Source organism: Pseudomonas petroselini (assembly GCF_045037875.1).
Taxonomy (GTDB): domain Bacteria; phylum Pseudomonadota; class Gammaproteobacteria; order Pseudomonadales; family Pseudomonadaceae; genus Aquipseudomonas; species Aquipseudomonas petroselini.
This window is the reverse complement of record NZ_CP173614.1, coordinates 6,122,674-6,149,391: the sequence shown is the minus strand read 5'-3', so window position 1 is coordinate 6,149,391 and position 26,718 is coordinate 6,122,674. Positions and strand designations below refer to the sequence as shown.

Annotated in this window: 27 protein-coding genes; 8 read left to right on the top strand and 19 right to left on the bottom strand. The window is 60.4% G+C overall.

Translation table 11 applies throughout. From position 1 onward, the window contains the following. Positions 1-17: 17 nt before the first annotated feature. Positions 18-212 carry a hypothetical protein gene (locus tag ACI512_RS28350; protein WP_236380020.1) on the bottom strand — a complete coding sequence of 65 codons (195 nt, stop codon included), beginning with the start codon at positions 210-212 and terminating at the stop codon, positions 18-20. 44 nt (positions 213-256) lie between these two features. On the opposite strand from ACI512_RS28350, the gene ACI512_RS28345 reads away from it, so the two are divergent. Beyond that, positions 257-1,135 (top strand): allophanate hydrolase subunit 1, encoded by an 879-nt coding sequence (locus ACI512_RS28345; RefSeq protein ID WP_043205785.1) that lies wholly within the window; start codon positions 257-259, stop codon positions 1,133-1,135. Next, entirely contained in the window at positions 1,132-2,106 is a 975-nt protein-coding gene (locus tag ACI512_RS28340) for a biotin-dependent carboxyltransferase family protein (protein ID WP_236380017.1), read from the top strand. Before ACI512_RS28345 ends, ACI512_RS28340 begins: the two co-directional genes overlap by 4 nt. Positions 2,107-2,172: 66 nt before the next feature. Here the strand turns inward: ACI512_RS28340 and ACI512_RS28335 are convergent, their stop codons facing one another. From ACI512_RS28335 to ACI512_RS28315, 5 genes are all read right to left on the bottom strand, one after another. Continuing rightward, entirely contained in the window at positions 2,173-3,789 is a 1,617-nt protein-coding gene (locus ACI512_RS28335; protein ID WP_064053680.1) for an inorganic phosphate transporter, read from the bottom strand. 171 nt (positions 3,790-3,960) lie between these two features. Next, positions 3,961-4,983: a transporter gene (locus tag ACI512_RS28330; RefSeq protein WP_015885507.1), complete on the bottom strand. Its 1,023-nt coding sequence runs from the start codon at positions 4,981-4,983 to the stop codon at positions 3,961-3,963. A gap of 120 nt (positions 4,984-5,103) precedes the next feature. Continuing rightward, positions 5,104-6,276, bottom strand: coding sequence for a GAF domain-containing sensor histidine kinase (locus tag ACI512_RS28325; RefSeq protein ID WP_236380013.1), 1,173 nt, complete (start codon positions 6,274-6,276; stop codon positions 5,104-5,106). Positions 6,277-6,452: 176 nt separating this feature from the next. Beyond that, the gene (locus tag ACI512_RS28320) at positions 6,453-6,761 is read right to left on the bottom strand and encodes a PepSY domain-containing protein (RefSeq protein ID WP_236380011.1); all 309 of its coding nucleotides are present in this window, start codon (positions 6,759-6,761) and stop codon (positions 6,453-6,455) included. A 213-nt stretch (positions 6,762-6,974) separates the two neighbouring features. After that, positions 6,975-8,102, bottom strand: a complete 1,128-nt coding sequence (locus ACI512_RS28315) for a glycerophosphodiester phosphodiesterase family protein (protein WP_046036456.1) — start codon at positions 8,100-8,102, stop codon at positions 6,975-6,977. Between the two features lie 232 nt (positions 8,103-8,334). Here ACI512_RS28315 and ACI512_RS28310 point away from each other — a divergent pair, with 232 nt between their 5' ends. Then, entirely contained in the window at positions 8,335-8,658 is a 324-nt protein-coding gene (locus ACI512_RS28310; RefSeq protein WP_046036455.1) for a DUF2025 family protein, read from the top strand. Between the two features lie 20 nt (positions 8,659-8,678). Here ACI512_RS28310 and ACI512_RS28305 read toward each other — a convergent pair whose 3' ends face one another. Beyond that, complete coding sequence (locus tag ACI512_RS28305) at positions 8,679-8,999, bottom strand: antibiotic biosynthesis monooxygenase (RefSeq protein WP_015885501.1); 321 nt, start codon at positions 8,997-8,999, stop codon at positions 8,679-8,681. Further along, on the bottom strand, positions 8,996-9,697 hold the full coding sequence (locus ACI512_RS28300) for a CTP synthase (RefSeq protein WP_236380009.1): 702 nt from the start codon (positions 9,695-9,697) through the stop codon (positions 8,996-8,998). Before ACI512_RS28300 ends, ACI512_RS28305 begins: the two co-directional genes overlap by 4 nt. An 80-nt stretch (positions 9,698-9,777) precedes the next feature. Here ACI512_RS28300 and ACI512_RS28295 point away from each other — a divergent pair, with 80 nt between their 5' ends. Beyond that, positions 9,778-10,656 (top strand): LysR family transcriptional regulator, encoded by an 879-nt coding sequence (locus tag ACI512_RS28295; protein WP_231809337.1) that lies wholly within the window; start codon positions 9,778-9,780, stop codon positions 10,654-10,656. Here ACI512_RS28295 and ACI512_RS28290 read toward each other — a convergent pair. From ACI512_RS28290 to ACI512_RS28275, 4 genes are all read right to left on the bottom strand, one after another. Continuing rightward, positions 10,653-11,171 carry a DUF1003 domain-containing protein gene (locus ACI512_RS28290; protein WP_231809336.1) on the bottom strand — a complete coding sequence of 173 codons (519 nt, stop codon included), beginning with the start codon at positions 11,169-11,171 and terminating at the stop codon, positions 10,653-10,655. The genes ACI512_RS28295 and ACI512_RS28290 overlap by 4 nt on opposite strands. A gap of 76 nt (positions 11,172-11,247) precedes the next feature. After that, positions 11,248-12,567, bottom strand: coding sequence for a PAS domain-containing methyl-accepting chemotaxis protein (locus ACI512_RS28285; protein WP_329615615.1), 1,320 nt, complete (start codon positions 12,565-12,567; stop codon positions 11,248-11,250). Between the two features lie 263 nt (positions 12,568-12,830). Beyond that, positions 12,831-13,889, bottom strand: a complete 1,059-nt coding sequence (locus tag ACI512_RS28280; protein ID WP_236380007.1) for a diguanylate cyclase — start codon at positions 13,887-13,889, stop codon at positions 12,831-12,833. 192 nt (positions 13,890-14,081) lie between these two features. Then, positions 14,082-14,708, bottom strand: coding sequence for a TetR/AcrR family transcriptional regulator (locus ACI512_RS28275; protein ID WP_236380005.1), 627 nt, complete (start codon positions 14,706-14,708; stop codon positions 14,082-14,084). 122 nt (positions 14,709-14,830) lie between these two features. On the opposite strand from ACI512_RS28275, the gene ACI512_RS28270 reads away from it, so the two are divergent. The 3 genes from ACI512_RS28270 (at position 14,831) to ACI512_RS28260 (ending at position 18,404) form a co-directional block, all read left to right on the top strand. Next, positions 14,831-15,880 (top strand): MBL fold metallo-hydrolase, encoded by a 1,050-nt coding sequence (locus ACI512_RS28270; RefSeq protein WP_236380004.1) that lies wholly within the window; start codon positions 14,831-14,833, stop codon positions 15,878-15,880. A gap of 233 nt (positions 15,881-16,113) precedes the next feature. Continuing rightward, positions 16,114-16,803: a hypothetical protein gene (locus ACI512_RS28265; protein WP_405121443.1), complete on the top strand. Its 690-nt coding sequence runs from the start codon at positions 16,114-16,116 to the stop codon at positions 16,801-16,803. A gap of 98 nt (positions 16,804-16,901) precedes the next feature. After that, positions 16,902-18,404: an amidase family protein gene (locus ACI512_RS28260; RefSeq protein ID WP_236380001.1), complete on the top strand. Its 1,503-nt coding sequence runs from the start codon at positions 16,902-16,904 to the stop codon at positions 18,402-18,404. Here the strand turns inward: ACI512_RS28260 and ACI512_RS28255 are convergent. The 7 genes from ACI512_RS28255 to argH all read right to left on the bottom strand — a co-directional run bounded on the left by ACI512_RS28255 (position 18,388) and on the right by argH (position 25,214). Continuing rightward, complete coding sequence (locus ACI512_RS28255; RefSeq protein WP_064053667.1) at positions 18,388-18,753, bottom strand: helix-turn-helix transcriptional regulator; 366 nt, start codon at positions 18,751-18,753, stop codon at positions 18,388-18,390. The genes ACI512_RS28260 and ACI512_RS28255 overlap by 17 nt on opposite strands. Before the next feature lie 93 nt (positions 18,754-18,846). Then, positions 18,847-19,794 (bottom strand): hypothetical protein, encoded by a 948-nt coding sequence (locus ACI512_RS28250; protein WP_405121442.1) that lies wholly within the window; start codon positions 19,792-19,794, stop codon positions 18,847-18,849. Between the two features lie 54 nt (positions 19,795-19,848). Next, a complete protein-coding gene (locus tag ACI512_RS28245; protein ID WP_231809329.1) occupies positions 19,849-21,018 on the bottom strand; it encodes an MFS transporter in 1,170 nt (389 codons plus the stop codon). A 147-nt stretch (positions 21,019-21,165) separates the two neighbouring features. Further along, the gene (locus ACI512_RS28240; protein ID WP_236379999.1) at positions 21,166-21,987 is read right to left on the bottom strand and encodes an ABC transporter substrate-binding protein; all 822 of its coding nucleotides are present in this window, start codon (positions 21,985-21,987) and stop codon (positions 21,166-21,168) included. Between the two features lie 25 nt (positions 21,988-22,012). Next, complete coding sequence (locus tag ACI512_RS28235; protein WP_046036444.1) at positions 22,013-22,777, bottom strand: amino acid ABC transporter ATP-binding protein; 765 nt, start codon at positions 22,775-22,777, stop codon at positions 22,013-22,015. Positions 22,778-22,801: 24 nt separating this feature from the next. Beyond that, positions 22,802-23,680, bottom strand: a complete 879-nt coding sequence (locus ACI512_RS28230; RefSeq protein WP_064053663.1) for an amino acid ABC transporter permease — start codon at positions 23,678-23,680, stop codon at positions 22,802-22,804. A gap of 106 nt (positions 23,681-23,786) precedes the next feature. Then, complete coding sequence (gene argH / locus ACI512_RS28225; protein ID WP_236379998.1) at positions 23,787-25,214, bottom strand: argininosuccinate lyase; 1,428 nt, start codon at positions 25,212-25,214, stop codon at positions 23,787-23,789. Between the two features lie 193 nt (positions 25,215-25,407). Between argH and ACI512_RS28220 the strand changes: the two genes are divergently transcribed. Further along, positions 25,408-26,367, top strand: a complete 960-nt coding sequence (locus tag ACI512_RS28220; RefSeq protein ID WP_236379997.1) for a LysR family transcriptional regulator — start codon at positions 25,408-25,410, stop codon at positions 26,365-26,367. Positions 26,368-26,718: the final 351 nt, after the last annotated feature.

The following is a 26,718-nucleotide window of genomic DNA, read 5'->3' as shown; positions in this document are numbered from 1 at the left end:
GACACTACGCGGTGGTCTTACTGGGGCCGCTTCGCAGCCCAGCGCGGGGCAAGCCCGCTCACCACAACAAGCTTGTTCACCACAACAAGCTTGTTCACCACAACAAGGGTGTTCACCACAGCAAGCCCGCTCACCACAACAAGCCCGCTCACCACAACAAGGGTGTTCACCACAGCAAGCTCAGTCACCACAACAAGAAACGCCCTGAACATTTTTTTTCGCCTGCCTTTCTACAATGATTCCAAGAGGAACAGACATGGCTGAAATGTCCCCCATCCGCTACAGCTTCGGCGGTGATGAACACCTGTTTGCCGAGGTCAGTGACAGCATGTCCCTGGAAGCCTTTTTCAAAGGCATGGCGGTGACACGCGCCGTGGAACGCCTGGCGCTCGAAGGCGTGCTGGATGTGTGCCTGGCCAATGCGTCGTTCCAGATTCGCTTCGACCCCGACCGCATCGCCCCCCATGTACTGCTCGATGCGGTGCAGACCGCCGAAGCCCAGGCTGTGGCCGAGCGCACCTTGCACACGCGCATCATCGAAATCCCGGTGCTCTACAACGACCCCTGGACCCATGAAACGCTCATGCGTTTTCGCGACCGCCATCAGGACCCCAGCGGCACCGACCTGGAGTACGCCGCGCGCATCAATGGCCTGGCCGATGTCGATGCGTTTATCGCCGCCCACAGCGGCGCGCCGTGGTTTGTGTCGATGGTCGGGTTTGTCGCGGGCTTGCCATTCATGTTCCAGATGGTCGAGCGCGAGCGCCAATTGCAGGTGCCCAAGTACCTGCGGCCGCGCACCGATACACCAAAGCTGACCCTCGGCCATGGCGGCTGTTTTGGTTGCATCTACTCGGTGCGTGGTGCCGGCGGTTACCAGATGTTCGGCGTGACCCCGGCGCCCATCTACGACCCGGCGCAGCAATTGGCGTACCTCAAGGAACACATGGTGTTCTTCCGCCCCGGTGACATCGTGCAGTTCAAACCCATGGACCGCGACGCCTACGATCTTGCCGTCGCCGAGGTGGACGCAGGACGCTTCGACTTGCGCATCCGTCCGGTGGAGTTTTCCCTCGACGCCTTTCTCGCCGACCCCATCGGCTATCCGAAAACCCTGCAGGAGGCGCTGGCATGATCAAGGTCCTCAAACCCGGCCTCGCCACCTCCGTGCAGGACCTTGGCCGCGAAGGTTATTACCATTTGGGCATCCCGCCGTCGGGCGCACTGGACCAGTACGCGCTGAGTGCGGCCAACCACCTGGTGGGCAACCCGGTGGGCGCGGCGGGCCTGGAATGCACGCTGATCGGCCCCGAGCTTGAGTTTCAGCAGGACGCGCTGGTGGCACTCAGCGGCGCCTTGATGTCGCCGCGCCTGGACGGTGAAGTCGTGCATCAGGACACTGCATTCCAGGTGCGCGCCGGGCAGGTCTTGCGCTTTGAGTTTCCCAAGGCCGGCGCGCGCACCTACCTCGCGGTGGCGGGTGGCATTGACGTGCCGCTGGTGCTCGGCAGTCGCTCCACCTATACCCTTGGCGCACTCGGCGGGTTTCACGGTCGACGCTTGCAGGCAGGCGATGAATTGCCCATCGGCGAACCCAGCGGCACGGGCCGTGCGGGCAACAGCCTGCCGATGGCGTTGCGCCGGTCGGTGGGTGGCGATGTGACCCTGCGTGTGGTGCCTGGCCTGTATTACGAGCGCCTGACCGCTGCGGCCAAAAGCAGCTTTTTTGCCGAGCCCTGGACCGTGGGCTCCGAAGCTGACCGCATCGGCTATCGCTTCAAAGGCGGCAGTGCGCTGAGCTTCCAGCCACGGGAGCAGCCGTTCGGCGCGGGATCGGATCCGTCGAATATCGTCGACAGTTGCTACCCGATCGGCTCGATCCAGGTACCAGCCGGGCTGGAGCCGATTGTGTTGCACCGGGACGCGGTGTCGGGCGGTGGCTACGCGATGATTGGCACCGTGATCAGCGCTGACCTGGACTTGATCGGGCAGATGCAGCCGAACCAGCGGGCGGGGTTTGTGGCGGTGACACTGGAGGAGGCGTTGGAGGCGCGGCGTGTCTACAAGAAGCGGCTGAAGATGATGGCTGGACTGTTCGCTGGATAAAACTGTGGGAGGGGGCTTGCCCCCTCCCACATTTGGTTCTCTGTTCACTTTTGCTTTGGTTTTGTGTCAGAAGAGTTGGGTGAACAGCCAGTAAAGGCTGCCGGAAAGCAGGATCGCCGCCGGCAACGTGAGTACCCACGCCATCGCCAGGTTACGGATCGTACGCATCTGCAACCCACCGCCATTAGCCACCATGGTCCCCGCGACGCCCGACGACAACACATGCGTCGTCGACACCGGCAACCCATACATATCCGCCGCACCGATGGTCAGCATTGCCACCATTTCAGCCGAGGCGCCTTGGGCGTAAGTCAGGTGGGTCTTGCCGATCTTTTCACCCACGGTCACCACGATGCGCTTCCAGCCCACCATGGTGCCGAGGCCCAGGGCGATTGCCACGGCGATCTTGACCCACAGCGGAATGAAGCGCGTGGAATTGTCGATCTGTTGCTTGAACAGTTGCAGCTTGCCTTGGGTATCGGCGTCGAAATTACCGACCTTGCCCTTGTCCATCAGGCGGATGGTTTCGCTGCTCAGGTACATGTCGTTACGCACGTTGCCGACGGCTTCGGCAGGCACTTTGGCCAGGGAGCCGTAGCCTTTGACTTCCTCACCGATCTGCCCGGCCAGGGCCGCGAGGGCCGGCACCAGTTCTGCAGTGGGTTCCTTGGTGCGTACGTAGGTCGAGAGAATCGGGCGCGGATCGCCGCTCAGCGGTTGCGGTGCGCTTTTCACCAGGGCGACCTGGGTGACTTCGGCCACGGCCGCGAACTGCAACGACTGCTCGGCCGGCATGGTGCGGTTCAGCGCGTAGGCCATCGGCAGGGTGCCGACCAGGATCAGCATGATCAGGCCCATGCCTTTTTGCCCATCGTTGGAGCCATGGGCGAAGGACACGCCGGTGCAGGTGGCGATCAGCATGCCGCGGATCCACCATGGCGGCGGGGTGTCGCCTTTCGGCGCCTTGTACAGCGCACGGTTTTTGACGAAGGCGCGCAGGGCCAGTAACAGCATGGCCGCAAACGCGAAGCCGATCAGCGGCGACAGCAGCAAGGCGTAGCCGATCTTGATCGCCTGGCTCCAGTCCACGCCGCTGGTGCCGTCACGCCCGTGCATCAAGGCATTCGCCACCCCCACGCCGATGATCGAGCCGATCAGGGTGTGGGACGACGACGCCGGCAAACCCAGCCACCAGGTGCCGAGGTTCCACAGGATCGCGGCGATCAACAGGGCGAAGATCATCGCGAAACCGGCCGATGAACCCACCTGCAAAATCAGCTCGACCGGCAGCAGCGCAATGATCCCGAACGCCACCGCGCCGCTCGACAGCAGCACGCCGAGGAAGTTGAAAAAGCCCGACCACACCACCGCGAAATGCGGCGGCAGCGAGTTGGTGTAGATCACCGTCGCCACGGCGTTGGCGGTGTCGTGGAAGCCGTTGACGAACTCGAACCCCAAGGCGATCAACAGCGCCACGCCGAGCAGCAAAAACGGCGTCCACGTGGTGAGTTGGGCGCCCATTTCATGCATGTCATGCATCAGGCTGTAGGCGGTGAACAACAGCCCCATGGCGAGCACGGCGAAGAAGATGATCACCGTCACCAGGCTGGGTTTCTTGTCCAGCCTGGGTTTGGGGTCTGCAACTGAGGTGTGGGTGGAGGCAGTCAGGGAAGGGGTGGCCATGCCGGAGCATCCAGTGTTGTGAGGATGCCGTTCATAGTCATTGCAGAATGTTACAGAGATGCTGCCGCAGATCAGTGTTTAGGGAATTGACGTCGCCGCTGGTCTACAAAACACCGCAGATTCAATGTGCGAGCAGGCGAGCCAACTCCCACATTGGATTGCATTTCAAGTTCAGTAATCTTTGCGCTTTCTAAAGGCCCAACGCCCGGCGATCAAGGTGAAAGTGGCCACCAACGCCACCAATATCCAAAACCCCTCCGGGTCCTGGGAAAGCGGCACACCGCCCACGTTCATGCCGAAAAAACCGGCGATTATATTGATCGGCAAGGCCAACACCGTCACCACGGTGAGGGTGAACAGCGTGCGGTTGCTTTGCTCGTTGAGGTTGGCGGCGATCTCTTCCTGCAACAGCTTGATCCGCTCACCCAGGGCCATCAGGTCGTTGATGATCAGCGCAAACTCCTCGGTGGATTTACGCAATTCCTTCACGTCTTCCTTCTGCAGCCACTGCGGCGGCCGGTTGAGCAGGCGCAACAGCGAGCCCGGTTCCAGCGCCAGCAGGCGTTGCAGGCGCACCAGCACCCGGCGCGCGGCACCAAGCTCCGCGCGGTTGGTGGACAGGCGCGAAGACAGCAACTGGTCTTCGATATGGTCGACGCTGATGCTGGTCTTGCGCACGATCTGCGTCAGCACTTCACCCTGGTCGCGCAGCAAGTGCACCAGCAAGGCCAGCGGCGAGCGAAAGCTTTCACCGGCTTTCACCGACGAGCGCAACTTGTCCACCGAGTGCAGCGGTTGCAGGCGCGCGCTGATCAGCAGGCGGCTGCGGGCGCAAACCCACAGCGTGGAAATATCCGACGACACCATGCTGCTGAAGTTGAACACCACGTCGTTGACCACCGCCAACAAGGCCGAGTCGACGTGTTCGATACGCGTGGAGCGTGAACCTTCATGCAGGGCTTCGAAGAATTCTTCCGGCAAATCCAGGTGGGCCTGCATCCAACGCTCGCACGCCGCGTGGGCGAGGTTCAGGTGCAGCCACAAAAACTCATCCGGGTCGGCCGGTTGTTGCAGCGCCTGGAGCGCCGTGGCCGAATCGATTTGCTCACCCTTTTCACCGGGGCGGAAACGGAAACCGTAAAGCAAGCCAAACAGGTCGGAGTCCTGGTGGCTGTGGTCGATGCTGTGGTTCATGAGGGCTCGCAGAGAAAGCGCCTGTAGGAAATTTCACAGGTTCGCATGCGCAAATCATTGCAAGGAGATTTGACAGTTTTGTGACTGTTTGCTGAGTTGACGGCGCGCCTCGGCGCCTGATCAGGCCGTTGGCAGGCTGAACGTGAACACGGTGCCGTGCTCAGCGGTGGTGGAGACGCTCAATTCACCGCCATGGGCGTCGGCAATCTGCTTGACGATGTACAACCCCAGTCCCAGACCGGCCTGGGGGGTGTCCTTGGCGGGGCGCGAGTAGGGCTCGAACAGCCGGGGCAAGGCTTGGGCGTCAATCTGTCCGGGGTTTTTCACGCTCAGGTTGAAACGACCCTGTTCGATTTTTGCCGTGACCTCCACCGGTCCATCGTGATGACCATGATGGATGGCATTGGCCACCAGGTTGGAGAGCAACTGCGCCAGGCGATCACGGTCGCCGCTCACGCCCTGCAGGTCGCCGATATCCGCCTGGATCACCCGTTGCGGGTGCACGCTCTGTACTTCCGAGACCACATGCTGCAATGCCTCCTGCAAACCCTGGCAATCGCCGATGTTCAGCGGGATACCGCTGCCCAGGCGGCCACGGGCAAAGTCCAGCAGGTCTTCGACCAACTGCGCGGCGCGGCGACCGCTGGTGAGGATATGGCGTACGAGGGTGTCGGTGGCCGGGTCGGGGAATTTGCGCAGCAGCCGTTCCGCACCGAAGTTGATCGCGAACAGCGGGTTGCGCAGGTCGTGGCCGAGCACTGCAATGAATTGCTCGCGCAATTCGGCGGTGCCGCGTTCTTCCTGCAATTGCGCTTGCGTGTAATGCGCGGCTTCTTCGGCTTCGATTTGCAAGGACAGCACCCGGGCGAACGACTCCATGGTGGTCTGGATACTGCTGCTGCGCAGATGGGCGGGATTGGGGTCCAGGGCGCAGATGGTGCCGAAGAATCTGCCGTCGGTGCGGAACACCGGCACCGAAATATAGCTTTCAAACTGGTAGAGCCGCGGGGTGTGGTGGTCGTGGTAGACCGGATCTTCGCTGGCTTTGTCGATCACCACGGACACGTGGGAGCCGCGAATCTCGTGGCAGATCGTGGTGGCCAGGTCCAGCTCACCGCCCACCCCAAGGCCGAAGTCCAGTTGGTCGAGCACGGCGCAGGCGGTCCAGGTGTCGTCGGTCACCCGCGCGACGGCGGCAAAGCGCAGGCCGGTCATATCGCTGATGACTTTGAGCATCGCGGGGACGGCACTGATTCTGCCAATGGTGGCGATGTCGGCGGCTTTTTGCCCCATGCAGCACTCTCGATCCGTAAGGTGGTGAGCGTTATGCCCCGGCCAATGAGTGGGATTTTAGCGACCTTGTGCGCTGTAGGCGTTATTTCATTCGTTAGGGGGAGGGTTTTCCTACCCGCAGGCATAAAAAAACCGCGCTACCCAGAGGTAGCGCGGTTTTTATGTGAGGCGGTCACTCAAGTATCGAGTTTGTCTTCCAGCACGGCGCCGGTCTTGGCGTCGAGTTTCACTTCAAACTTCTTGCCGGTGGTGTCGGTCAGGTCAACTTCGTAGACCAGTACGCCGCTTTTGTTGTGGTCCAGCTCGGTGTCGTGGATGGTGGCACCGGCGTGTTTGGCCACTGCGGCCGCGTTGAGTTTCTCGAAAGGCATCACTGCGCCGGACTTGAGCAGGCCTTCGATGTGGTCCGGGCGAACATCCGCCTGGGCCAGGCCGGCGGTCAGGGTCAGGGCGGTAGCGGCGAACAACGTAGTCAGGGTTTTCATGGTGTGTCCTTCTTCGGTGAGCTGTTTAAGTGGGATCAGGTTAGCCAGTGCAACTTAATTCATCCTTAATTAGTTCAAGCCGTTACGCCGTTTGTTCAATCCGATTTACACGCAGGCTTTCAGGCTTGAGCCTCCTGTAAAAGCGAGACTCGGATGAAACGGTTAGCGACTGGCCTCTATGCGCCCCAGCGCCCCGAGGATCAGGCCGTTGACTCAGTACTTATAGTCGTTCAACAGATCCTGCACGCTGGACGACGGCCAGCGCTTGTAGAACTTCAGCAGTTCGGCGGCGCGGTTGGTGAAGATGCCGTCGACGCCGGCTTTCATCACCTTGTCGAAGTCCACCGGCTCATCGACGGTGTACACGTGCACCAGCAGGCCTTTGTCGTGGGTCAGCTTGTTCATTTCGGGTTTCACCAGGTCGGTGTAGCTCTGGTCGCCATGGGCGGTCAGCTCAGCCGAAGGACCGGTGCCGATGGCGCCGAGGCTCTTGGCTTCGTCGACCCATTTTTCGAACTCGGCAGCATCCTTCGGTTCTTGCTTGGCGTAATAAGCGGCCTTGGTGGTTTCGCCGGACTCCGCGAACGTCTGCTTGTTTTTCGGCTCGATGCTGCCTTCACCCACCCATAACAGCAGGATTTTCGGGGTGTTGGGCATTTCGTTCTGCAGCGCTTTGAGGCTTGCCACTTCAAAGGTTTGCAGCACCACGCGGCCCTTGCCCTGGCCGACGCCGGTGTTGCTCTTGCCCAGCTTGGAACCGGCCGAACTCAGCCAGCCTTTGTCCAGCAGCTTGTTCTTCAGGTCGGCTTCGATGCCTGGGAATTGCTTGGGTTCTTTGGTCTCGATGTACAGGCCCGGTTTGTGCTGCGGGTTGCCTTCGGCGATCTTGATGATGTCGTCCAGGCTCTGGATTTTCAGGCCGACGAAACCTGGGCGCGCACGGTCCGGGTAGGCGGCGTTGAACCAGCTGCCGGCGTCGAGGGTTTGCAATTCTTTCCAGGTGAACTCGTTGGCCGGGGCGTCCTTGCGGTCGGGGAACTTGGTGGCCACGTCGGTGGTGCGCTGCAGGTTGTTGTCGTGCAGGGCGAACAGCACGCCGTCCTTGCTGCGCTGCAGGTCCATTTCCAGGTAATCGGCACCCAGGTCGCGGGCGACCTTGTAGGCGGCGGCGGTGGACTCTGGGGCGTCATAGGAGGCGCCACGGTGGGCGATCACGGCAGGGTAGGGGATGCCTTCGTTAGTCGCCAATTCAGCCGGGCTGATCGGGTCTTGCGCATGTGCCTGGCCGAGGCCGAGCATCAGGGCGAGCAGCAGGGCGCTCTTGGTAAACGTGACAGGCATATGCGAAGTCCTTTCGTGGAGGTAGCTTTGAGAAGGCCTCCTTTTTAACAATTGATTGCGAAAGGCGCTATCACCAAACCGACATTAACGTGCGCACGGCCAAAGTTTTTCGGGTTTTTAGGGGATGCATTGCAGTACTCTTGCGCGAAGCTGCCCCGTCAGAGGGCGGTACTTTCGCCACGCGTGTAAACCATCTTTCCAGTCCCTGTGGGACTTTTCAGTGAGGTTTACCATGCGCATCACCTCCGAGCTTATCTGCCAGGCCGCCGACCAACTCCACGGGTTTGTTGGCCTCAACCGCAAGACGGGCCAGTACATCGTACGTTTCAGCGAAGACGCCTTCGGTATGGACGTGGCCGATGACGGCATCATCCCCACCGCCGAATTCGTCTGGCTGCCGGCCCCGGAGCAGACCATGACCCTGTCCCGCGAACGCATCCAGTTGCTGCTGGACCAGAACGTCGATGACCGCATCAACATCACCGAGCCGCTGCGGGTGTATATGCGCCGGGTCGAAATCCCGCAGATCACTGCATTGCGCAGCCTGGTCAGTTAGGCCCGCGAGGGGCCTGTCTTTCAATTCTGGAAGGCGTAGGCCCGCTCGACTTTGCATACCCGGGTCTGAAAGGCCGAATACCACGTGGCGCGCCCCTGTTCGCGCACCGCCTGGTGCTCGGCCTGCTGCTTCCAGGCGAGGATCGCCGCCTCACTCTCCCAGTACGATACGGTGATCCCCAGGCCGTCTTCCCGCGCCGATTCCACGCCGAGAAACCCCGGCTGTTCGCGCGCCAGTTCGAGCATGCGGCCGGCCGCCTGGCCGTAACCTTGGTCGCCCTCGGTGCGCAGTGAGCTGAAAATCACCGCGTAGTAGGGCGGGTTGGGCGTACGGGCGATCATGCCGACACCGCCTGGCAGGCGTTGAGCAGGGCAATCGCCAAGGGCGGGGTGACGCCTTTCAGCGCGCTGCGTTCGGGCTGGAACAACGTGGCCACGAAGAACGGATGATCGAGCAGTTCCACCGCGCGCAGGTCGCCAGCCGAATCATGGCCGCTGGGGATCAGATCGCCTTCGAGCAGGGCATCGACGAACTCAGGGTTCACGCCGTAGCGGCAGCGATAACCTGCCAGCAGATCAAGGGTGCCATAGGCGTCGGCGATGCGAGTGTAGGGCTTCAGACGCACGTTGTCGGTGGCTTCCACCAGGGTACAGCTCAACGGCGCGATCACCGCGCGTTTGGCCTCTGGGGCGAGTTCGCCATGCTCGGCGTCCTTCCAACCGAGCACATTGCGCGCGTATTCCAGTACGGCATGTTGAAAACCGCCACAGGTGCCGAGGAACGGTCGCCGCTGTTCGCGGGCAAAACGGATCGCCCGCAGTGCGCCATCGGTGTCGCGGTAGGGGCTGCCGGGGACGCACCAGAAACCGTCGAAGTCGTGGAGGGTTTCTGGCATCGCATCCGTGTCGAGCCATTGGCTATGGAGGGTCAGGCCCAGCGTTTCGGCCGCCTGTTGCAGCGCCAGGGGAATCGCCTGGTGAGCGATAACATCAGGGTTGTAATCGCCGATCAGGGCGAGGTGCAAGGGCGTGGCGTTCATGGTTTACATCCCGTGGCTTGTGGTGTCCTGGGGTGCACTATAGATTGGCGTTCACGCAATCAAAATTGGCGTTTGCCCACATGCTCAATGCAGCCACGCACTATTCCATTGACTACCCTGACCTGTCGCTGATCCTCGCCCTGGTGCGCGGCGGTACCCTGGCGCGGGCGGCGACGTTATTGCGCGTGGATGTGTCCACGGTGTTCCGTGCAGTGCGGCGCCTGGAGGCGGCGTTGGGCCAGACGCTGTTTGAAAAAAGCCGCGCCGGTTACCTGCCCACGAGCCTGGCGAGCCACCTGGCGCAGCAGGCGGAATGTGCCGAACAAGCGCTGCAAGCGGCGCGCATCGGTGTGGAGCAGGGCGGTGAGGTGATCAGCGGCACGGTGCGCCTGACCTGTACCGACTCGGTGCTGCAAGGTTTGCTGTTGCCGGCCCTGGCGCAGTTCATGCCGCAGTACCCGGCGCTGACCTTGGAGCTGAGCACGTCGAATGATTTCGCCAACCTCAGCCGCCGCGATGCGGATATTGCCTTGCGCCTCACCCGCACGCCGCCGGAGCATCTGGTTGGCCGCCGTTTGGGCGGCGTGGCCTATCGGGTGTGCGCCAGCCCAGGGTTGGCAAGCCAATACGCGGGCCGGGAGTGGGCGGACCTGCCTTGGATCGCCCCGGATGACTTCCTGCCCGATCATCCCACAGTGGCCTGGCGCCGCGAGCACCTGCCCGGCGTGCGCTTGAGTTATCGCTGCAACAGCATGCAGTCGGTCACCGAGCTGGTACGGGCGGGGTTGGGCGTGGCGGCGTTGCCCGACTTTCTAGTCGACGACGGCCTGCAACCGCTGGGCCCCGCGTTGGCGGGGCACGATACGGCGCTGTGGTTGCTGACGCGCCCTGACTGCCGGGCGTTGCGCTCGGTGGTGACACTGTTTGATGAGCTGAGTGGGCATGTGCGCTTGCCTTAGGTTTTTCGCACAAAGTGCTCATGCATTTCGCACGTCAGGCTTTCGATATGTTCTGTCAGCTGTTTGGTCATTTCCGTGAGCCGGGTGTTTTGCTCAAGCAGCTCCAGCAACTGCTTGGTGGTCTGCGCGGCCTGGGCCTGGCGTTCGGTGTTGGCAACGGCCAGCGCTTCGCGGTGCTGCGCGTCGGCGTCGGACTGAGCTTTGTCGCGAGCGGCCTGGCGCGTCTGGGCCAGCAGGATCAAGGGCGCGGCGTAGGCCGATTGCAGGCTGAAGGCCAGGTTGAGCAGGATGAACGGGTACATGTCGAAATGTGTGATGCCGGTGATGTTCAGTACCACCCACAGCACCACAATGGCGGTTTGCGCACCGAGGAACGTGGGCGTACCGAAGAAGCGTGCGAAGGCTTCGGCCTTGAGGGCGAAGGTGTCGTTACCAAAGGTCGGCGCCAAGTGAGCGTGGCGGCGGTGGAAGCGCAGGTGGTCGACGGGGGCGGCTTCGGGCTTTTCTGAGGTCATGGCGGGCTCGGGTGCTCAACAAATAGACAGTTGTGCACTATAGACCGAGCCCCCGGCTGCCCGCATGAAGATCGGGTCAGTTGGCCCCACGTTCATTGGCAAACGCACTCACCGCCTGCACAGCCTCGCTCGTGCCTGCGCGGATCTGCAGGATCACCGTACCGGCGCGATCGGCCAGGTCGAGACCTTGTGCCGCGCGGTCGCGGGTGCCGTCCATGCTGTGGATGGCCTGGCGGGTTTCGTCCTGGATCATTGCGATCATGCTGGAAATTTCCGTCGTGGAGCCGCTGGTGCGTGCTGCCAGTTGCCGGACTTCATCAGCCACCACGGCAAACCCGCGACCTTGTTCGCCTGCCCGCGCCGCTTCAATGGCGGCGTTGAGTGCCAGCAGGTTGGTCTGGTCGGCGATGCCCCGAATGGTGTTGACGATGGCGGTGATTTGCTGCGAACGCTCACCCAGCTTGGCGATCAGTTGCGAGGAGCCATCGATGTCTGCGGCAATGTCGCGCATGCCGCTGGCTGTTTGCTGGATCACCTCGGCACCTTTTTCGGCGATGTCCCGCGTGTTCAGGGAGATGTGGTACGCCTGGGCGGCGCTGGCGGCGTCGGCCGCATGTTGTTGCACCGTGGCGGTGATATCCGAGGCGAACTTCACCACTTTGCACAGGCGCCCACTGGCGTCGTACACCGGGTTGTAGTTGGCTTCAAGCCATACGGTCCGGCCGTTTTTATCGACCCGCTCGAACTGGCCGCTGAACAATTCGCCCTGGTTCAGGCGTCGCCAGAAGTCGCTGTAGGCCGAACTGCCGGCCAGTTCCGCGGTGCAGAACAGGCGGTGATGCTGGCCCTGGATCTGCGCCAAGGTGTAACCCATGCGCTGCAGAAAGTTTGTGTTGGCCGTGATGATGGTGCCGTCGAGGTTGAATTCGATCACCGCCATGGCACGCCCGATGGCCTCCAGTTTGGCATTGGCTTCACTTTCCGCCTGCAGGCGCGGGGTGACGTCCATCGCGTACTTCACCACTTTTATTACCTGGCCGGCGTCATTTCGCACCGGGTTATAGTTGGCTTCCAGCCACACCGATTGGCCATTGCCGGCCACTCGTTCAAAGGTGCCGGACTGGAACTGGCCATTGCGCAGGTTCGACCACAACTGGTTGTACTCGGCGCTGCGAGCGAACGCCGGGGTGCAGAACATGCGATGGGACTGGCCCTCCACCTGCTCGGCGCGGTAGTTCATGGTCTGCAGGAAGTTGGCATTGGCGCGCAGCACGTTGCCGTGCAGGTCGAATTCGATCACCGCCATGGCGCGCTCGATGGCATCCAGCAGGCTGGCCTGTTGGGCGACGGTGTGTTGCAGGGTGTTGATGGTTTGTTTATGGGTGTTAAAAAACATGGTCGGGTGCTCGGGCAAGCGACTGCTGGAGTTTCCTTGGGTATGCGCCTGCCCCCGTAAGGCATACGCCATACGGTTGACTTGCTCATTGTCAGCTTCCTTGTGCCGACAGAACGGGGTGGAACAACGGGTTCAGAGTGATCAGCCTGACGGGAAGTTCGCCCCAGGGGCAGGACCTTTTTTGGGCAGGCGACCAATGGTGGCATTATGCTGCTGCCTGGGGTGCAGGGCGCACTATTCAGACGAGCAGTTATCGGACAACGTCAGGCGGAATAGGCGACCTTGTCGTCACTTACGCTGACCCGGTTGCGCCCGGTGTCTTTGGCGGCATACAGCGCCCGGTCCGCCGCATTGAGCCACATGGCGGCGTTGGTAAAGGACGGCTGAAACCCCGCCAGGCCGATGCTCAGGCTCACGCGCAGTTCCGGGATCTGCGGGTTGCGGTAATTGCTGAAGGTTTCACGCATGCGCTCCATGACCTGGGCGGCTTGTTCCAGCGACATTTGTGGAAGAATCACACAGAATTCATCGCCTCCGTAACGCCCGGCCAGGTCGTTTTCCCGCAGGTTACGCCGCAACTCCAGGCTCAATTGCCGCAGTACCGTGTCGCCGACGATATGCCCGTGGGTGTCATTGATTCGCTTGAAGTGATCGATATCGATCAAGGCGATGGTGGCATGGCTTTGCTGTTGCTGGCACTTGTGGAACTTGAGGTGCAGCAGGTCTTTCCATGAACCGTGATTGAGCAGGCCGGTGAGGCTATCGATACGGCTCAGGGCGCTGAGGGCTCGCTTGTGTTCCGACAGTTTGATCGCCAGTTGATAGCAGACCATGCCGATGGCCATGGGGTAGAGCGTGAGCATGGGCAGGCAGGCGTAAACCTCAACCAGGCTCACCGACGGGTTGAAGTGCAGGCCGAACACCACAGCGCCGATAGCGGCGCCGAGCACTTGGGCCAGTGCGCCGCGTATCAGCAGGCGCTTACCACCGGCAGCGACGTTGTTCATGGCGACCATCGACAGCAAGGTCACGGTGGTCAGCGGGGTAAATTGCAGCGTCGCCGCCCAGAACCCACTGAACAGTGCGTCATACAGCAGGTTGCGTTGCTCGGCGTCATAGGGGTATTTGGAGCGGGTTGCCCATTGATACGCCACGTGTGGCCAGACGAAAGCGTTGACCAATAACAGCGCCCAGAGCCAACCCGGCATCGCGAGCGGGTACAGCGCCGCTATCACGCTGATACAGCACATGGCTGTGCCGATAATCCTTGGCCTGTAGATACGCCTGGCAAAGGAAAGCCCTTTGCCTTGTCTGTTTTCCATAAATTCCTGGGTCAGCTCTTTTTTTGCAGATACGACGACACGTGTTCGTGGGCTTCACTGCTGATCGGAGAATGCCCACGAATATTGTCAATTATTCGCGAGGGAATAATCAGTGGCCTTCCAGGCCATTTGCGCAAAACAGAGGGCGAATGCGTCAAAAACGACCTGGGACGTCGCTCGTGCAACGGTTTTTTACGGCTGGCCCGGTGTTTTGACTTCGTAGCCGGCCAGGAACAGGTCGATGGCCGACTCGATTACGCTGGCTTGGCTGGCCGCATCCAGGGTCGGTTGCCCAAGGGTAATCTGTGGCCAGAAGGCAAACGCCTTGAGCAGGCTTTGGATCTGGTGGGCGGCAAAGGCCGGGTCGCTGCAGTTGAGCCGGCCATCTTCCTGGGCGGCACGCACCCATTGGGTAAACCCTTCTTCGCGTTCGCTCAGGCGGGTGACCATGTCCTGCGCACGTTCCGGCGAATGGATGGTGGCAGCGATAGCGACCCTGGCCAGGTCGAGGAAATTCACGTCCGACATCATCTTCATCTTTGCTTCCAGCAACCCCCGCAATTGTTCGCGCAACGGGCGGTCGCTGGCGTAGCTGACGTCGAGCTGTGCAACACTGCTGGCCCAGAGTTTGTGGAGGATTTCGGCGAACAGTTCTTCCTTGCTGGGGAAGTGGTTGTACACCGTACGCTTGGAAACGCCGGCGGTGGCGGCGATCTTGTCCATGCTGGTGACCTCGAAACCGTTTGCGCGAAACTCGGCAATGGCCGCTGCCACGATGGCTTCGCGCTTGCGGTCGGTGAGGCGTTGAGGGGCAGTCATGGGTGGCGTTCGGCTCTTCAAGGAAATTACACTCGGCAGTTTACTTGCTCCGGATTTTGTTGCAATCTTGAAACTACACTGTGCAGTGTAACTTATAAGCGATCCGTAGGAGTCACCCGGTAATGGCCACGATCTCGTCCCGTGTCGATTCTTCGCCAGCAGCGCCCAGGCACGATCAGGCGCATTTCAGCAACGAGCCCCCCGTGCAGCATGGAGGCTTTGGCAAGACCTTGCGTATTTTCTGGAACATGCTGTTCAACAAACCGCGCAGTACGCGGCCGGTGGGGCAGATCCCGGTGCAATCGCTGACCCGCGAGCAATTACTGGCCGCCCCGGATCACAGCGTGTTCCGCCTCGGGCATTCGACGGTTTTGCTGAAAATGCGCGGTAAATTCTGGGTCACCGACCCGGTGTTCGCCGAGCGTGCCTCACCGTTCAGTTGGGCCGGCCCCAAGCGCTTCCATCAGCCGCCCATCAGTCTTGAAGCGCTGCCACCGTTGGAAGCGGTGATTCTTTCCCACAACCACTATGACCACCTTGACCGCAAGGCTGTCGTTCAATTGGCCGAGAAAACCCGCTATTTTCTTGCGCCGTTGGGAGTCGGTGACCTGCTGGTGAAGTGGGGGGTGGAGGCCAGCAAAGTACGCCAGTTGGATTGGTGGCAGGGCACTGAGGTGGACGGTATTCGGTTTGTCGCGACACCTGCGCAGCATTTTTCCGGGCGCGGGCTGTTTGATGCCAACCAGACCCTGTGGTGTTCCTGGGTGATGATCGACGGGGCGCGGCGGATCTTTTTCAGCGGCGATACCGGTTACTTCGACGGCTTTAAACGTATCGGTGAACAGTACGGCCCCTTTGACCTGACGCTGATGGAAACAGGTGCTTACAACGTCGATTGGCCCCATGTGCATATGCAACCTGAGCAAACCCTGCAAGCCCATATCGACCTCAAGGGGCGCTGGCTGCTGCCGATTCACAACGGCACCTTCGACCTGGCGTTCCATGCCTGGCACGAACCGTTTGACCGGATCATGGCGCTGGCCTGGGAGCGCAACGTATCGATTACCACACCGCCGATGGGGCAGGCATTCAGCTTGAACCAGCCTGAGCGTGGGTATGCGTGGTGGCTGGAGGTGGAAACACAAGGTGCGCAAGAGCACTTGGCTGGCTGACGACTGGGCTGGTAGTCGGAGGACGCGTCGGAAAAAGGAGTTTTCCGGGTGTTTCCAAGCAGTTCCAGGCCTCGGATGAGGGTGCGATGATCCTTCGGAAAGTCATCTTCCGGAGGGCTGTCCACATGGACATCAAGTGTAGGAAAATTTGGCTGCTGGGCGTGCCTTGTCGACCGGGCTCACCTGCGCCGCCACCGTCATCTTCGCCGGCGGAGATAGCAGGTCTGGCGACAGTGCCACCCACTCCCTCCGTCGATACACCCGCCCCGAGCGGTATCGCTTTCGGGACGGCCCCCGGTGGCGACAAACGCCCTGCGGGCGGCATCCCGATTCCAGGGTATGACGCGCCTGCCCTGCCCGTGAAACCTGTGCGTGACCCATCGCTGTCGCTGATTGCCTTAAGCGGCATCGATCCTTCGGGGCCGGTGATGGTGGAGGTGCCTTTGGTGCAGAACAACACCACCTTCACGGCAGACCGGAGAGCGACTGGGCTGTGCGTGGGGGTTGCAGAACGGTACGAGCGCGGCAATGACCACGAACGTATTGAGCACCGTGCGCTCTTTACGCTGGCGCTGGAAACCCTTCGTCTGGCTGGGCTGACACTGGTGCCAGTGCCTGCACAGCGAGCGGATGACTCCCTGAGGTTCGATCTGCACACCCGCAATGAAATCGACACGCTCATGAGTCAATACCGCTTGGATGCGCTGGTGTCCGACAGTCAAAGCGCTGCGTTCCATGCGGCCTGCTGGACGGGTTACCCAAGGCTTGGCGAGCCGCTCGGGGACGGTTCAACGCTGTGGTTCTATGGCGCGCGATCTTCCAAGGATGTGCTGCCGATTCTGGTGCGGGTGTACCGCAATGCTCGGCGCCTGACACCGGTACAGGCCGGGCTACTCGACGTGTTGACTAATCCCACGGTGTAAGCGACGTGCGTCGCAATGCTGGGAGGGCGAGAGGTTTTTAGACTGGGGCATGGATCGATGTGGGTCCTTCGTCGTTTCTGACTCCCTGAAGAGGTCTTATGTTCTCTATTGCGTATGGTCTGGGCTCGATTGCCCAGTTGGCCCTGCAGTCCATTGCCGGCGACTACTTACCTGCGGCCTCCAAGCCAGTCGCCCCCGGTACCGAATACCTCAGTGTCAATGAGCTTGGCAGGCAAATGGCCCGGCCGGGTAGGCTCACCTCGGTCGATCTGGTCAGTTTCCTGCAAGAGCGGATTCGCAGGCTGGACCCTCAACTGAGGTCTGTTATCGAACTCAACCCTGAAGCGCTTGAGGCTGCGCGCGAGTTGGATCGCGAGCGAGCCAGCGGCAAAGTGCGCGGGCCACTGCATGGCATTCCCATTTTGCTCAAGGACACCCTCGAAACCACAGGCATGCAAACCAGTGCAGGTGCGTTTGGGCTTGTGGGGGCAAGTGCCGGCAAGAATGCCCCGTTGGTGAATTACCTGATCAAGCAGGGCGCGGTCATCCTGGGTAAAACCAACATGAGTGAAATGGCCGGGTTTCGTGGAGGCCCCGATGGCTGGAGCAGCCGGGGCGGGCAAACCCGTAACCCGCATCAGTCGGATGCCGACGTCGGGGGCTCCAGTTCCGGCTCTGCCGCCGCAGTCGCGGCAGGGTTGGCGCCCTTGGCGGTAGGGGCTGAAACCAATGGTTCGATCATTGTGCCGGCCGCCCGCAATGGTGTGGTGGGGCTCAAACCCAGCGTCGGCCTGCTGGACCGCAATGGGATTATTCCCGCGAGCCAGCGCCAGGACACGCCAGGCCCGATGGCTCGCTCGGTAATGGATGCTGCGTTGATGCTCAATGCCATGTCAGGCAGCGATCCCCTGGACCCGGCGAGCGTGGGCGCGCCCCAAGGCATTGATTACACAAAGTTATTGGTTCCAGGTGCGTTGAAGGGCAAGCGTATCGGTTACCCTGCGACGTTTTCCAAAGAGGGTGAAACCCTGCCCGTGGTGAACAGTGCGCAATTCAGTCGGACACTTGAGGTGCTTCGCGAGCAAGGCGCGATATTGGTGCCGGTCAACATGCGCCTGGCCGATGCTTCACGCTATGACGAGTTGTTGTTCTCGGACGCGAAAGAGGAACTCAATGCTTACTTGGCCAATCGCTCGGGACTACCGGTCAGATCACTGACCGAACTCATCAGGTTCAACGATGAACGTGATGGCGCCAACGAGGATCATCAACCACTACTCAAGGAAATCAGTGCCTCAACCCTGACGCCGGAGCAGCGTCAGCCACTGTGGGACGCGCTCATCCAGGATTTCCGCAGCTCCATAGATGACCCGATCAAATCGGAAAACCTGGACGTCATGGTGTCGGATTTCGAGACAAACAGTTTCTTCGGTGTCGCGGCAGCCGGCTACCCAGGGATCGCCGTACCTTCCGGGACGGATGAGGACGGTTTACCCACCAGTGCTTATTTTTTCGGCACCCGCTGGGCTGAACCTACCTTGCTGGCAGTGGCCCATGGGTATGAGCAGGCCGCCCAGGTGGCAATCAAACCTGGGTTTTGACCGGCCATCCCAGTACATCGCAAAGGGAGCGTCGGGCGCTGTTGTGGGCAGTGGGCTCGGTTGAAGGAAGGTCGAACCGACGCACACTCATTCCCCACCCCGGCGCAAAGCCCGGAAAAAACACCAGCCCCTCAGCCTCCAGCCTGAACGCCAATGCCAGGCGGGTTTCATCGCCCACGTCGCCCTGGCTTTCGAAGTGCTGAACCGCTTGCGCCGTCACGCCCGCCAACCGGGCCAGGTCTTCGGTGCTCCAGCCCAGCATCGCGCGGGCCTGCACGCTGTGCTTGGCGGTGAATTGATGCAGGACGATCTGCTGTTCTACAAAAGAGCTCATTGCCAGAGAGGACATGGTTTTCTCCAGGATTCGACGGGGGAGGGCAAACTATACTGTGTTTTTGTACAGTTGTTTTGACCGCTCATCAACTGGATGTTTAATCAGCCGTTACTCCACCCCCGGCGCCTCCCGGATAATCAGGTGATCCAGGTTCTCGATATTCGCGCTGAACACCCCGAACGTCTGTTCGGGGTTTTTTGTGCTCGGTACGTGTTTCAACGCCGGCGTCACCCCGTAGAAGAAGCAATACAGCGCCCGATCACTGTCCACCGCCGCCTTGATCTGTTCCAGGAACGCCTTGCGCTTGCGGTAAGTGTCGATGAGTTTTTTGCTCAGGTAGACGTTGACCGAATAGGGCTTTTTGTCGAGCCACACCTTCTTCTCGAAGTCGATGCGAAAGCTTTTGGTGTAGTCCTTGATCGCCTTGATCTTGCCCCAGTAGATCAGGCCCTTGTTGTCTTGCAGGTATTCGATTTTCTTGAAAAACGTCCAGTAGGTCGCGGTGTGGTCGCCAATCTTCAGCGGCATCGCCTTGAGCTTGTCCTTGTCGTCGATATTCGACACATAGCATTCCACCGGGTGGGCGAAGACGCTGGTTTTGTCCGGTGTGGTGTCGTGGGCGCTGTGGGGCGAAGAACTACGGTTTGAAGGCGCTTTCGCTGGCTCGCGTGGGGCACTTCCCTCAGCCCCGGCAAGCGGGGCCTTACGTTCGTATTGACGGCGCGTGAGTACAAATTCCGAGGGGAAGTTGTCTTCACGCTCGTCGTCGCCTTCACCGGTCGCGGTCTTGTGGGTGCTGGCGTAACGGCAGCCGTCGATATGCTGGGTGCTGGTCTTGTTCTTGAAATGGGGTGTGCGCTGATAGTTAACGTTCTTCGCGTTGAAGGTGCTCAGCGTATTGCCCGTATCGAACGCGGCACGGCAGGCTTCGTTGGGGCAGAGGAAGCTGTCCTTGTCGGAATCGAAATCGGCGGTTTCGTCGAAATTCAGGTCTCGTACGTCGTAGATCGACAGCTTGTCGTCGAGACTCAGGCTGTAGGCCGTGTCGAATTTCATGGGGCTCGGGTCCGTGAGAAGTTTCGCTAGTAATAGCGGGATCGCGCGCAAATATCAGCAAGAAACTGCAACCCTTCGGCCGCTCAAGAAGCACAGCGTTCCACCGACCGCCGTCAGCGCCCCCAATGCATAGAACATGCTGGCTGGCGCCGCATTGATCAGCAAATACCCACAAATCACCGGGCTCATCGCCCCTCCAAACGCGGCCAGGTTTTGCGCACCGTAATAACTGCCGCGCAGGGCATCGGGAGCGATGGTGTCGATAAACAGGAACTCCGAGGGGTAGATGATCATCTCGCCCAAGGTGAATACGAACATCGCCAGGCACCAGGTGACCAGGCTGTCGGCCAGGCTGAACCCGATCAGCCCGACAATGAACAGCAAGGTGCCGAGCACGATCCAGTAACGCAGTTGCTCACGCTTGAGAAACCGCCCGATCTGGTACTGCATCAAGATCACGGTGATGGCGTTGCAGGCCAGCACCGCAGACAGAATCTTCAACGCCTCGGCGGGTTTGTAGGCCACCAGCAAAAACTGCGACAGATACAGGGTGTAGCGCCCGTGGACAATGGTGCTCAGCAGGCTGCCGCTAGTGAACAGGATCAGCGTGCGGTCGCTGCGCAACGTGCGCAGGGTGCTGAGGAAACTCAAGGGTTTGTGGCTGTCATCCCGTTGGGTGGGGGGGATGCCGATCATCAGGAACACGCTGCCAAAGGCGATGGCGCTGGCGATCAGGAAGGGCGCCAGCGGCAGGTGCCCGGCGATCACCACGCCGACCATCGGGCCGGTCGCGTAGCCCACATTGGTCAGGGTGTAGCGCAGGGAAAACACCTTGGCACGGTCACCCACCGGCAGGTTCTCGCTGATGATGGCTTTGGAGCCGATCAGGAACAGCGCCGACGCCGCTTCGGTGATGACCAGGGTCAAGGTGGTGAGGTAAAGGTTGCTGGCAAAGGTCAGTAACAGAAAACCGATGGCGCTCGAGAGCATGGCCAGGATCAGCAGCTTGCGTTTTTCCAGGCGGTCGATGATGTAGCCGCCGTACAGGCCCAGCAGTGTCGCGATGAATACGGCGATGCCCATCAGCAGGCCGATGTCCTGCTGGTTGAGGCCCAGGCGCGTGCTGAGCAGCAAGGCCAGCAGCGGGCTGGTCATGGCACGGCTGACCACGATGGTCACCGAGCAGACCAGCAGGCGGCGGATTACCAGGGAGTAGGTGGCCACGGTGGGGGCAAGTGTCCTTGTTATTTTCTAAAGACAACACACATCAAATGTGGGAGCTGGCTTACCTGCGATAGCGGTGGTTCAGGCAATGATTATGCAAGATGACGCCGCCATCGCAGGCAAGCCAGCTCCCACACTTGGATCGACTTACTGGCCGGAGTTGATGGTGATCTTCTCGACCGCGCCTTGCTCCAGCTCCCACTTCTTCAGGATCTTGCCGTAGGTCCCATCATCAATCATGCCCTGCAACGCTTCACTGATCGCCGTGACCAACTCGGTGTTGCTCTTCTCAATCCCCAGCCCGGTGAACTGCTTGGAAATCGCCAGGCCCACCGGCTTGTACTTGCCCTTGTCCAGCGCCATCAAATAAGGAATCGTCTCGCTGCCCTGCATCGCCGCATCCAGGCGGTTCTGCTGCAACTGCGCGCGAGCATCCGCCGAGCCTTCAGTGCCGATCACCACGATCGCCGGCTTACCCGCCGCTTCGCAGTTTTCCTTGCTCCACGCGGCAATTTCCGACGGCCAGGTGGTGCGACGGCTGGTGCCGACTTTTTTACCGCACAGGTCAGTCAATTCCTTGATCTCTTCACGCTTGGCCAGGGTATAAAGCTGCGGGCCGCTGGTGAAGTAGTCGATGAAAGTCACCGCCTTTTGGCGCTCGGCGGTGTCGCTCATGCCCGACAGCACAATGTCCACACGCTTGGTGGTCAGGCCGCTGAGCATCTGTTCGAAGCCGGTTTCCTGCCACTTGATCTTCACGCCCAGGCGCTCGGCCAAGGCATTGCCCAAGTCGAAGTCGAAACCCGTGAGCTTATTGGTGGCGGGGTCCTTGAAATCCATCGGTGGATAGTTCGGCACGATGGCCGCGCTGATCTCACCCTTGTCCTTGATTGCCGCCGGCAAAGCCGCGAAAACAACAGTGGAGGCCATCAGGCCTGCGAGCAACGTGGGGATAAACAATTTTTTCATGGGGGCGTTCTCGTTAGTTTTCTAGTTAAGTGCGAACGGCAGAAATAAAGCTTTGGGTACGCGGGTTTTGTGGGCTTATTAGAATTTCTTCGGGGCTGCCGGCTTCCACAATCTGGCCGGCATCCATAAACACCATGCGGTTGGACACTTCGCGAGCGAAGCCCAATTCATGGGTGACCACGATCATGGTCATGCCGGTGGTGGCCAAATCGCGCATCACCGACAGCACTTCGCCGACCAGCTCCGGGTCGAGGGCTGATGTGGGCTCGTCGAACAACATCAGCTTGGGGCGCATCGCCAACGCTCGGGCAATTGCCACGCGCTGTTGCTGCCCGCCAGACAATTCCACCGGGTAGGCATTGCGTTTGTCCGCCAGGCCCACGCGAGCGAGCAACTCCAACGCATCCTCGATGGCTTCCTTGGGCGAGCGCTTGAGCACTTGGCACGGGCCTTCGATGATGTTCTGCAGCACGGTCATGTGCGGGAACAAATTAAAGCGCTGGAACACCATGCCGGTGGCCAGGCGCTGGCGGGCGATCTGCGCTTCATTCATCTCATGCAGCTTGTTGCCGATGACGCGGTAACCCACCAGTTCGCCGTCGACCCACAGGCCGCCCTTGTCGATTTTTTCCAGTTGGTTGACGCAACGCAGCAGGGTGCTTTTACCCGAGCCGGACGGGCCAATGATGCACATCACTTCGCCTTGCTCGACCTCGATATTGATGTCGCGCAGCGCGTGATACTGGTCGTAATACTTGTTCAGGTTGACGGCCTTGACGATGCTTCTCATGGGGCAAATCTCCTCAACCCAAACTTACGAACGCTTGCCGGCGCCGCGGGCAAAACGACGCTCGAGGCGGCTTTGACCAAATGAAAGAACAGTCACCACCGCCAGGTACCAGATGCCGGCCACAATCAGCAGCTCCATGACCCGGGCGTTGGCGTAGTAGATGTTTTGCGCGTTGTGCAGCAGCTCCGAGTACTGGATCACACTGGCCAGGCTGGTCATTTTCACCATGCTGATGAACTCGTTGCCTACAGGCGGGATGATCACTCGCATCGCCTGCGGAAGAATGATCCTACGCAGCGCTTGCAGGCTCGGCATGCCGATGGACTTGGCGGCTTCGTACTGGCCGGTGTCGACCGACAGCAAGCCGGCGCGCACCACCTCGGCGGTATAGGCGCCCTGGTTGATGCTCAAGCCGAGCAGGGCGGCCACGAAAGGTGTCATCAGGTCGACGGTGTCGATGCTGAACAGCCCGGGAATCGCGATCACCGGGAAAATCAGCGCCAGGTTGAACCACAGCAGCAGCTGCAGAATCAACGGCGTGCCACGGAACAGCCAGGTGTAGGTAATGGCCACATACCGCAGGATCGGGTTGGCCGACATGCGCATGATCGCCGTGATCACCCCGATCACCACGCCCAGCGCCATCGCCAGGATCGACATGACGATAGTGTTCATCAGGCCCCAGAGGATGGCCTCAGACGTGAGGAACTGACCGATGTAGGACCATTCGATCTGGCCGTTGGCGAATGCGCGCAACAGCGCGGCCAATACGATCACGATCAACGTGGCAAAAAACATCCGCCCGTAATAGCGACGCGGCACATGCTCGTACTGCGTGATATCGAACTGGTTCTCGGACAACTTGCGCTCTATTTCCAAGCGCTCGGCCGGGGTTTGGTTCATGGTGATTCTCCAAAACTGATGACGCTACTACTGATGTACTCGGTCCAACTGTGGGAGCGGGCTTGCTCGCGAAAGCGTCAGCCCCAGCACCACACCTCTGACAGGCTTAAATCCGAAAGCCCTGATAGCTCTCAGCCCACTGCTGCTGAGCCGCCAATGCAATCTTCAACCGCCCAATCTGCTCGCGCACCCGCTCCGGCGCCGTCCCACCCCACCCACTGCGCGCCGCAATCGCCGCCTCCAGGGTCAAGCAGTCCCGCACTTCCGGCAGCAACCGAGCGTCCACCTCCGCCAACATCGCCGGCGAGGCTTCCCACAACTCAATCTCATGCTTCTCACAGGCCTGCACCAGCGCGCCGGTAATCTCATGGGCTTCTTTAAACGGCACACCACGGGTGGCCAACCAATCCGCCACCTCCGTCGCCAAGGTGAAGCCCATCGGCGCCTGGCGACGTAGCTCTTCCACCTGCACCTTCATGGTCGCAACCATCCCGGCCATCGCCGGCAGTACCAGCAGCAAGGTGTCCACGCTGTCCAACACACTGTGCTTGTCTTCACTCAAATCGCGGTTGTACGACAGCGGCAACGACTTGAGCGTCGACATCAACCCGGTCAGGTTGCCAATCAAACGCCCAGCCTTGCCCCGTGCCAATTCGGCAATGTCCGGGTTCTTCTTCTGCGGCATGATCGAGCTGCCGGTGGCGTAGGCATCGTCCAACACCACCCAGCGAAACTGGCGCGACGACCACAGGCAAAACTCCTCCGACAGCCGCGAAATATTCACCCCGAGCATGCCCGCCACAAACAGAAACTCCGCCACATGGTCACGGCTGGCGACGGCGTCAATCGAGTTTTCGCACGGCCCGGTGTAGCCCATTTCCTTGGCCGAATGCTCCGGCTGGCGCGCAATCGCCGAACCGGCCATGGCTGCCGCACCCAACGGTGACAGCGCTGTACGCGCATCCCAATCCACCAAACGCTGCACATCCCGCAGTATCGACTGCGCATGAGCCAGCAAATGGTGGGCAAACACAATCGGCTGCGCCTGCTGCAAATGGGTAAAGCCGGGGCAGATGCTCTCGATATGCTGCTCAGCCTGCTCCACCAACGCCTGTTGCAGACCCAACACCTCAGTGGTGATGGTGCGCGCATGGTCGCGTAGGAAAAGCCGCAGGTCATTGGCCGTCTGGTCGTTACGCGAACGCCCGGCGCGCAACTTGCCGCCCAAGGCGCCGAGGCGTTCGGTCAATACGCGTTCGATGAAGGTGTGCACGTCCTCGTCATCCAGGGTCGGATGCAGGCGGCCGGCAGCGAAGTCAATGCCGATCCCCTCCAGGGCTTCGAGGGTACGCAAGGTCTCCGACTCATCCAGCAAACCGGCGCGCTGCAACTCACGGGCATGGGCACGGGAGCCGGCCAGGTCGTAGGGCGTCAGGCGAAAATAGCGCTCAGGGCAACGCGACAACGCGGCCAATGCAGCAGACGGACCGGTCTTGAAACGAGCGCCCCAAAGGCGGTCGGTGGGCTGGGACATGGGTATTCCTCACGCTTGTTTTTAGAAGAGTCGGAGGCAGTAAAAATAAGTTTTCAATTAGACTGAATCAGCGTCTGACGCGCCATATTCAAGGTTGCCAAGGGCGGTTGTTTATGTTCATTATCGCCGCCTGGCTATGTTCAAGGACTGGGTTGAAGCCTGTTGAATATGGCACTTGAGGTCAACGCGTATTATGGAAACTCCACTTTCCACTTCTGGAAACCTACCGCCAAAACCCGGCACACGACCGCCCCTGCAACTGAGCGGGCTGGACTTCAAATTGCTGCGGGTATTTATGGCCGTGGTCGAAGCCGGCGGCTTCAGCGCCGCGCAAAACGAGCTGAACGTGGGCCTGGCAGCCATCAGCAAACAGATCTCTGACCTGGAAATCCGCATCGGCATGCGCCTGTGTACACGGGGGAGGGAAGGGTTCGGCCTGACCGAAGAAGGCAAGTTGGTGTATCAGGCGTCCATCGAGTTATTTACCTCGGTGGACAGTTTTCGCGACAAGCTTAGTTCGGCGCAAAACGAACTGATCGGCGACCTTAGTGTGGGGGTTATTGATAACACCGTGTCCGACGTTAATTCCCCGCTAATTACCGCGTTGGGAAAATTACATAGCGAATCACCAAAAATTAGATTGCGCCTACATGCCTCGCAATTGGACGAAGTTGAACGTGGCGTGGTGGAAGGGCGCTTGATCGTCGGCATCGTGCCGGTGTACCAACGCCGAGAGGAATTTGACTACTTCCCGCTGTACGAAGAAAAAGCCCACGCCTACTGCGCCGTAGGACACCCGCTCTTCACCGCGAACGACATTACGCCCGACGTGCTGCGCCAATATGAAGTGGTCAACCACCGGTATGCGATCCATCGCGACAAGGCCACCTTCGTCAATTACGACAGCCAGTCCGCCTCGGCCTCGCAAGTCGAAGCCGTCGCGATCCTGATCCTCACCGGCCGCTTCCTCGGCTTCCTGCCCGAACACTACGCCGCGCCATTGGTAAGGGTAGGGCGCCTGCGCGCACTGTGCCCGGAGCACGTTCACCTGAGCACCGCCTTCAACCTCATCCTGCGCCATAACGCCCCGCGCAGCCCGATGGTAAAAGCCTTCGCCACAGCCCTGGGCGTAGACCTCAAAGCCACGACATAACACTCAAGCCAAACACCGCCCCTCCGAGCGACAGAGATCAACGGTGGGAGCTGTCGAGCTTCAGCGAGGCTGCGAAGGGATCGACTCGGTTTCCCTGTCGAGCCCACGACCTCATATCGCATCTCTACGGACCGTTATCGTTTTCAACGCGGATAGCCGATTTGTTAGCGAATTTCAGAGTGCATTAGCGTTTTCCTGATAGTAGGAAGTAACAAGCAGCTATCAGGAGGGGTGAATTGGATGATTGACCCCTAGCCCCCCATACTAGTGCGCTAAGAATAGACATTCGTCGGACGGTTGCCATAGAGCTATGCAATAGAGCATCCTCGATCTATCATTCTTCTTGGTCTT

What these genes read in the sequence shown, in the direction of transcription:
- ACI512_RS28300 (WP_236380009.1), bottom strand. Translation starts at nt 9,697, where the DNA reads ATGAACGCCACGCCCTTGCACCTCGCCCTGATCGGCGATTACAACCCT.
- ACI512_RS28280 (WP_236380007.1), bottom strand. Translation starts at nt 13,889, where the DNA reads ATGGAAAACAGACAAGGCAAAGGGCTTTCCTTTGCCAGGCGTATCTAC.
- ACI512_RS28270 (WP_236380004.1), top strand. Translation starts at nt 14,831, where the DNA reads ATGGCCACGATCTCGTCCCGTGTCGATTCTTCGCCAGCAGCGCCCAGG.
- ACI512_RS28340 (WP_236380017.1), top strand. Translation starts at nt 1,132, where the DNA reads ATGATCAAGGTCCTCAAACCCGGCCTCGCCACCTCCGTGCAGGACCTT.
- ACI512_RS28230 (WP_064053663.1), bottom strand. Translation starts at nt 23,680, where the DNA reads ATGAACCAAACCCCGGCCGAGCGCTTGGAAATAGAGCGCAAGTTGTCC.
- ACI512_RS28345 (WP_043205785.1), top strand. Translation starts at nt 257, where the DNA reads ATGGCTGAAATGTCCCCCATCCGCTACAGCTTCGGCGGTGATGAACAC.
- ACI512_RS28255 (WP_064053667.1), bottom strand. Translation starts at nt 18,753, where the DNA reads ATGTCCTCTCTGGCAATGAGCTCTTTTGTAGAACAGCAGATCGTCCTG.
- ACI512_RS28260 (WP_236380001.1), top strand. Translation starts at nt 16,902, where the DNA reads ATGTTCTCTATTGCGTATGGTCTGGGCTCGATTGCCCAGTTGGCCCTG.
- ACI512_RS28295 (WP_231809337.1), top strand. Translation starts at nt 9,778, where the DNA reads ATGCTCAATGCAGCCACGCACTATTCCATTGACTACCCTGACCTGTCG.
- ACI512_RS28310 (WP_046036455.1), top strand. Translation starts at nt 8,335, where the DNA reads ATGCGCATCACCTCCGAGCTTATCTGCCAGGCCGCCGACCAACTCCAC.
- ACI512_RS28250 (WP_405121442.1), bottom strand. Translation starts at nt 19,794, where the DNA reads ATGAAATTCGACACGGCCTACAGCCTGAGTCTCGACGACAAGCTGTCG.
- ACI512_RS28330 (WP_015885507.1), bottom strand. Translation starts at nt 4,983, where the DNA reads ATGAACCACAGCATCGACCACAGCCACCAGGACTCCGACCTGTTTGGC.
- ACI512_RS28315 (WP_046036456.1), bottom strand. Translation starts at nt 8,102, where the DNA reads ATGCCTGTCACGTTTACCAAGAGCGCCCTGCTGCTCGCCCTGATGCTC.
- ACI512_RS28240 (WP_236379999.1), bottom strand. Translation starts at nt 21,987, where the DNA reads ATGAAAAAATTGTTTATCCCCACGTTGCTCGCAGGCCTGATGGCCTCC.
- ACI512_RS28305 (WP_015885501.1), bottom strand. Translation starts at nt 8,999, where the DNA reads ATGATCGCCCGTACGCCCAACCCGCCCTACTACGCGGTGATTTTCAGC.
- ACI512_RS28350 (WP_236380020.1), bottom strand. Translation starts at nt 212, where the DNA reads ATGTTCAGGGCGTTTCTTGTTGTGGTGACTGAGCTTGCTGTGGTGAAC.
- ACI512_RS28235 (WP_046036444.1), bottom strand. Translation starts at nt 22,777, where the DNA reads ATGAGAAGCATCGTCAAGGCCGTCAACCTGAACAAGTATTACGACCAG.
- ACI512_RS28275 (WP_236380005.1), bottom strand. Translation starts at nt 14,708, where the DNA reads ATGACTGCCCCTCAACGCCTCACCGACCGCAAGCGCGAAGCCATCGTG.
- ACI512_RS28285 (WP_329615615.1), bottom strand. Translation starts at nt 12,567, where the DNA reads ATGTTTTTTAACACCCATAAACAAACCATCAACACCCTGCAACACACC.
- ACI512_RS28335 (WP_064053680.1), bottom strand. Translation starts at nt 3,789, where the DNA reads ATGGCCACCCCTTCCCTGACTGCCTCCACCCACACCTCAGTTGCAGAC.
- ACI512_RS28290 (WP_231809336.1), bottom strand. Translation starts at nt 11,171, where the DNA reads ATGACCTCAGAAAAGCCCGAAGCCGCCCCCGTCGACCACCTGCGCTTC.
- ACI512_RS28220 (WP_236379997.1), top strand. Translation starts at nt 25,408, where the DNA reads ATGGAAACTCCACTTTCCACTTCTGGAAACCTACCGCCAAAACCCGGC.
- ACI512_RS28320 (WP_236380011.1), bottom strand. Translation starts at nt 6,761, where the DNA reads ATGAAAACCCTGACTACGTTGTTCGCCGCTACCGCCCTGACCCTGACC.
- argH (WP_236379998.1), bottom strand. Translation starts at nt 25,214, where the DNA reads ATGTCCCAGCCCACCGACCGCCTTTGGGGCGCTCGTTTCAAGACCGGT.
- ACI512_RS28325 (WP_236380013.1), bottom strand. Translation starts at nt 6,276, where the DNA reads ATGGGGCAAAAAGCCGCCGACATCGCCACCATTGGCAGAATCAGTGCC.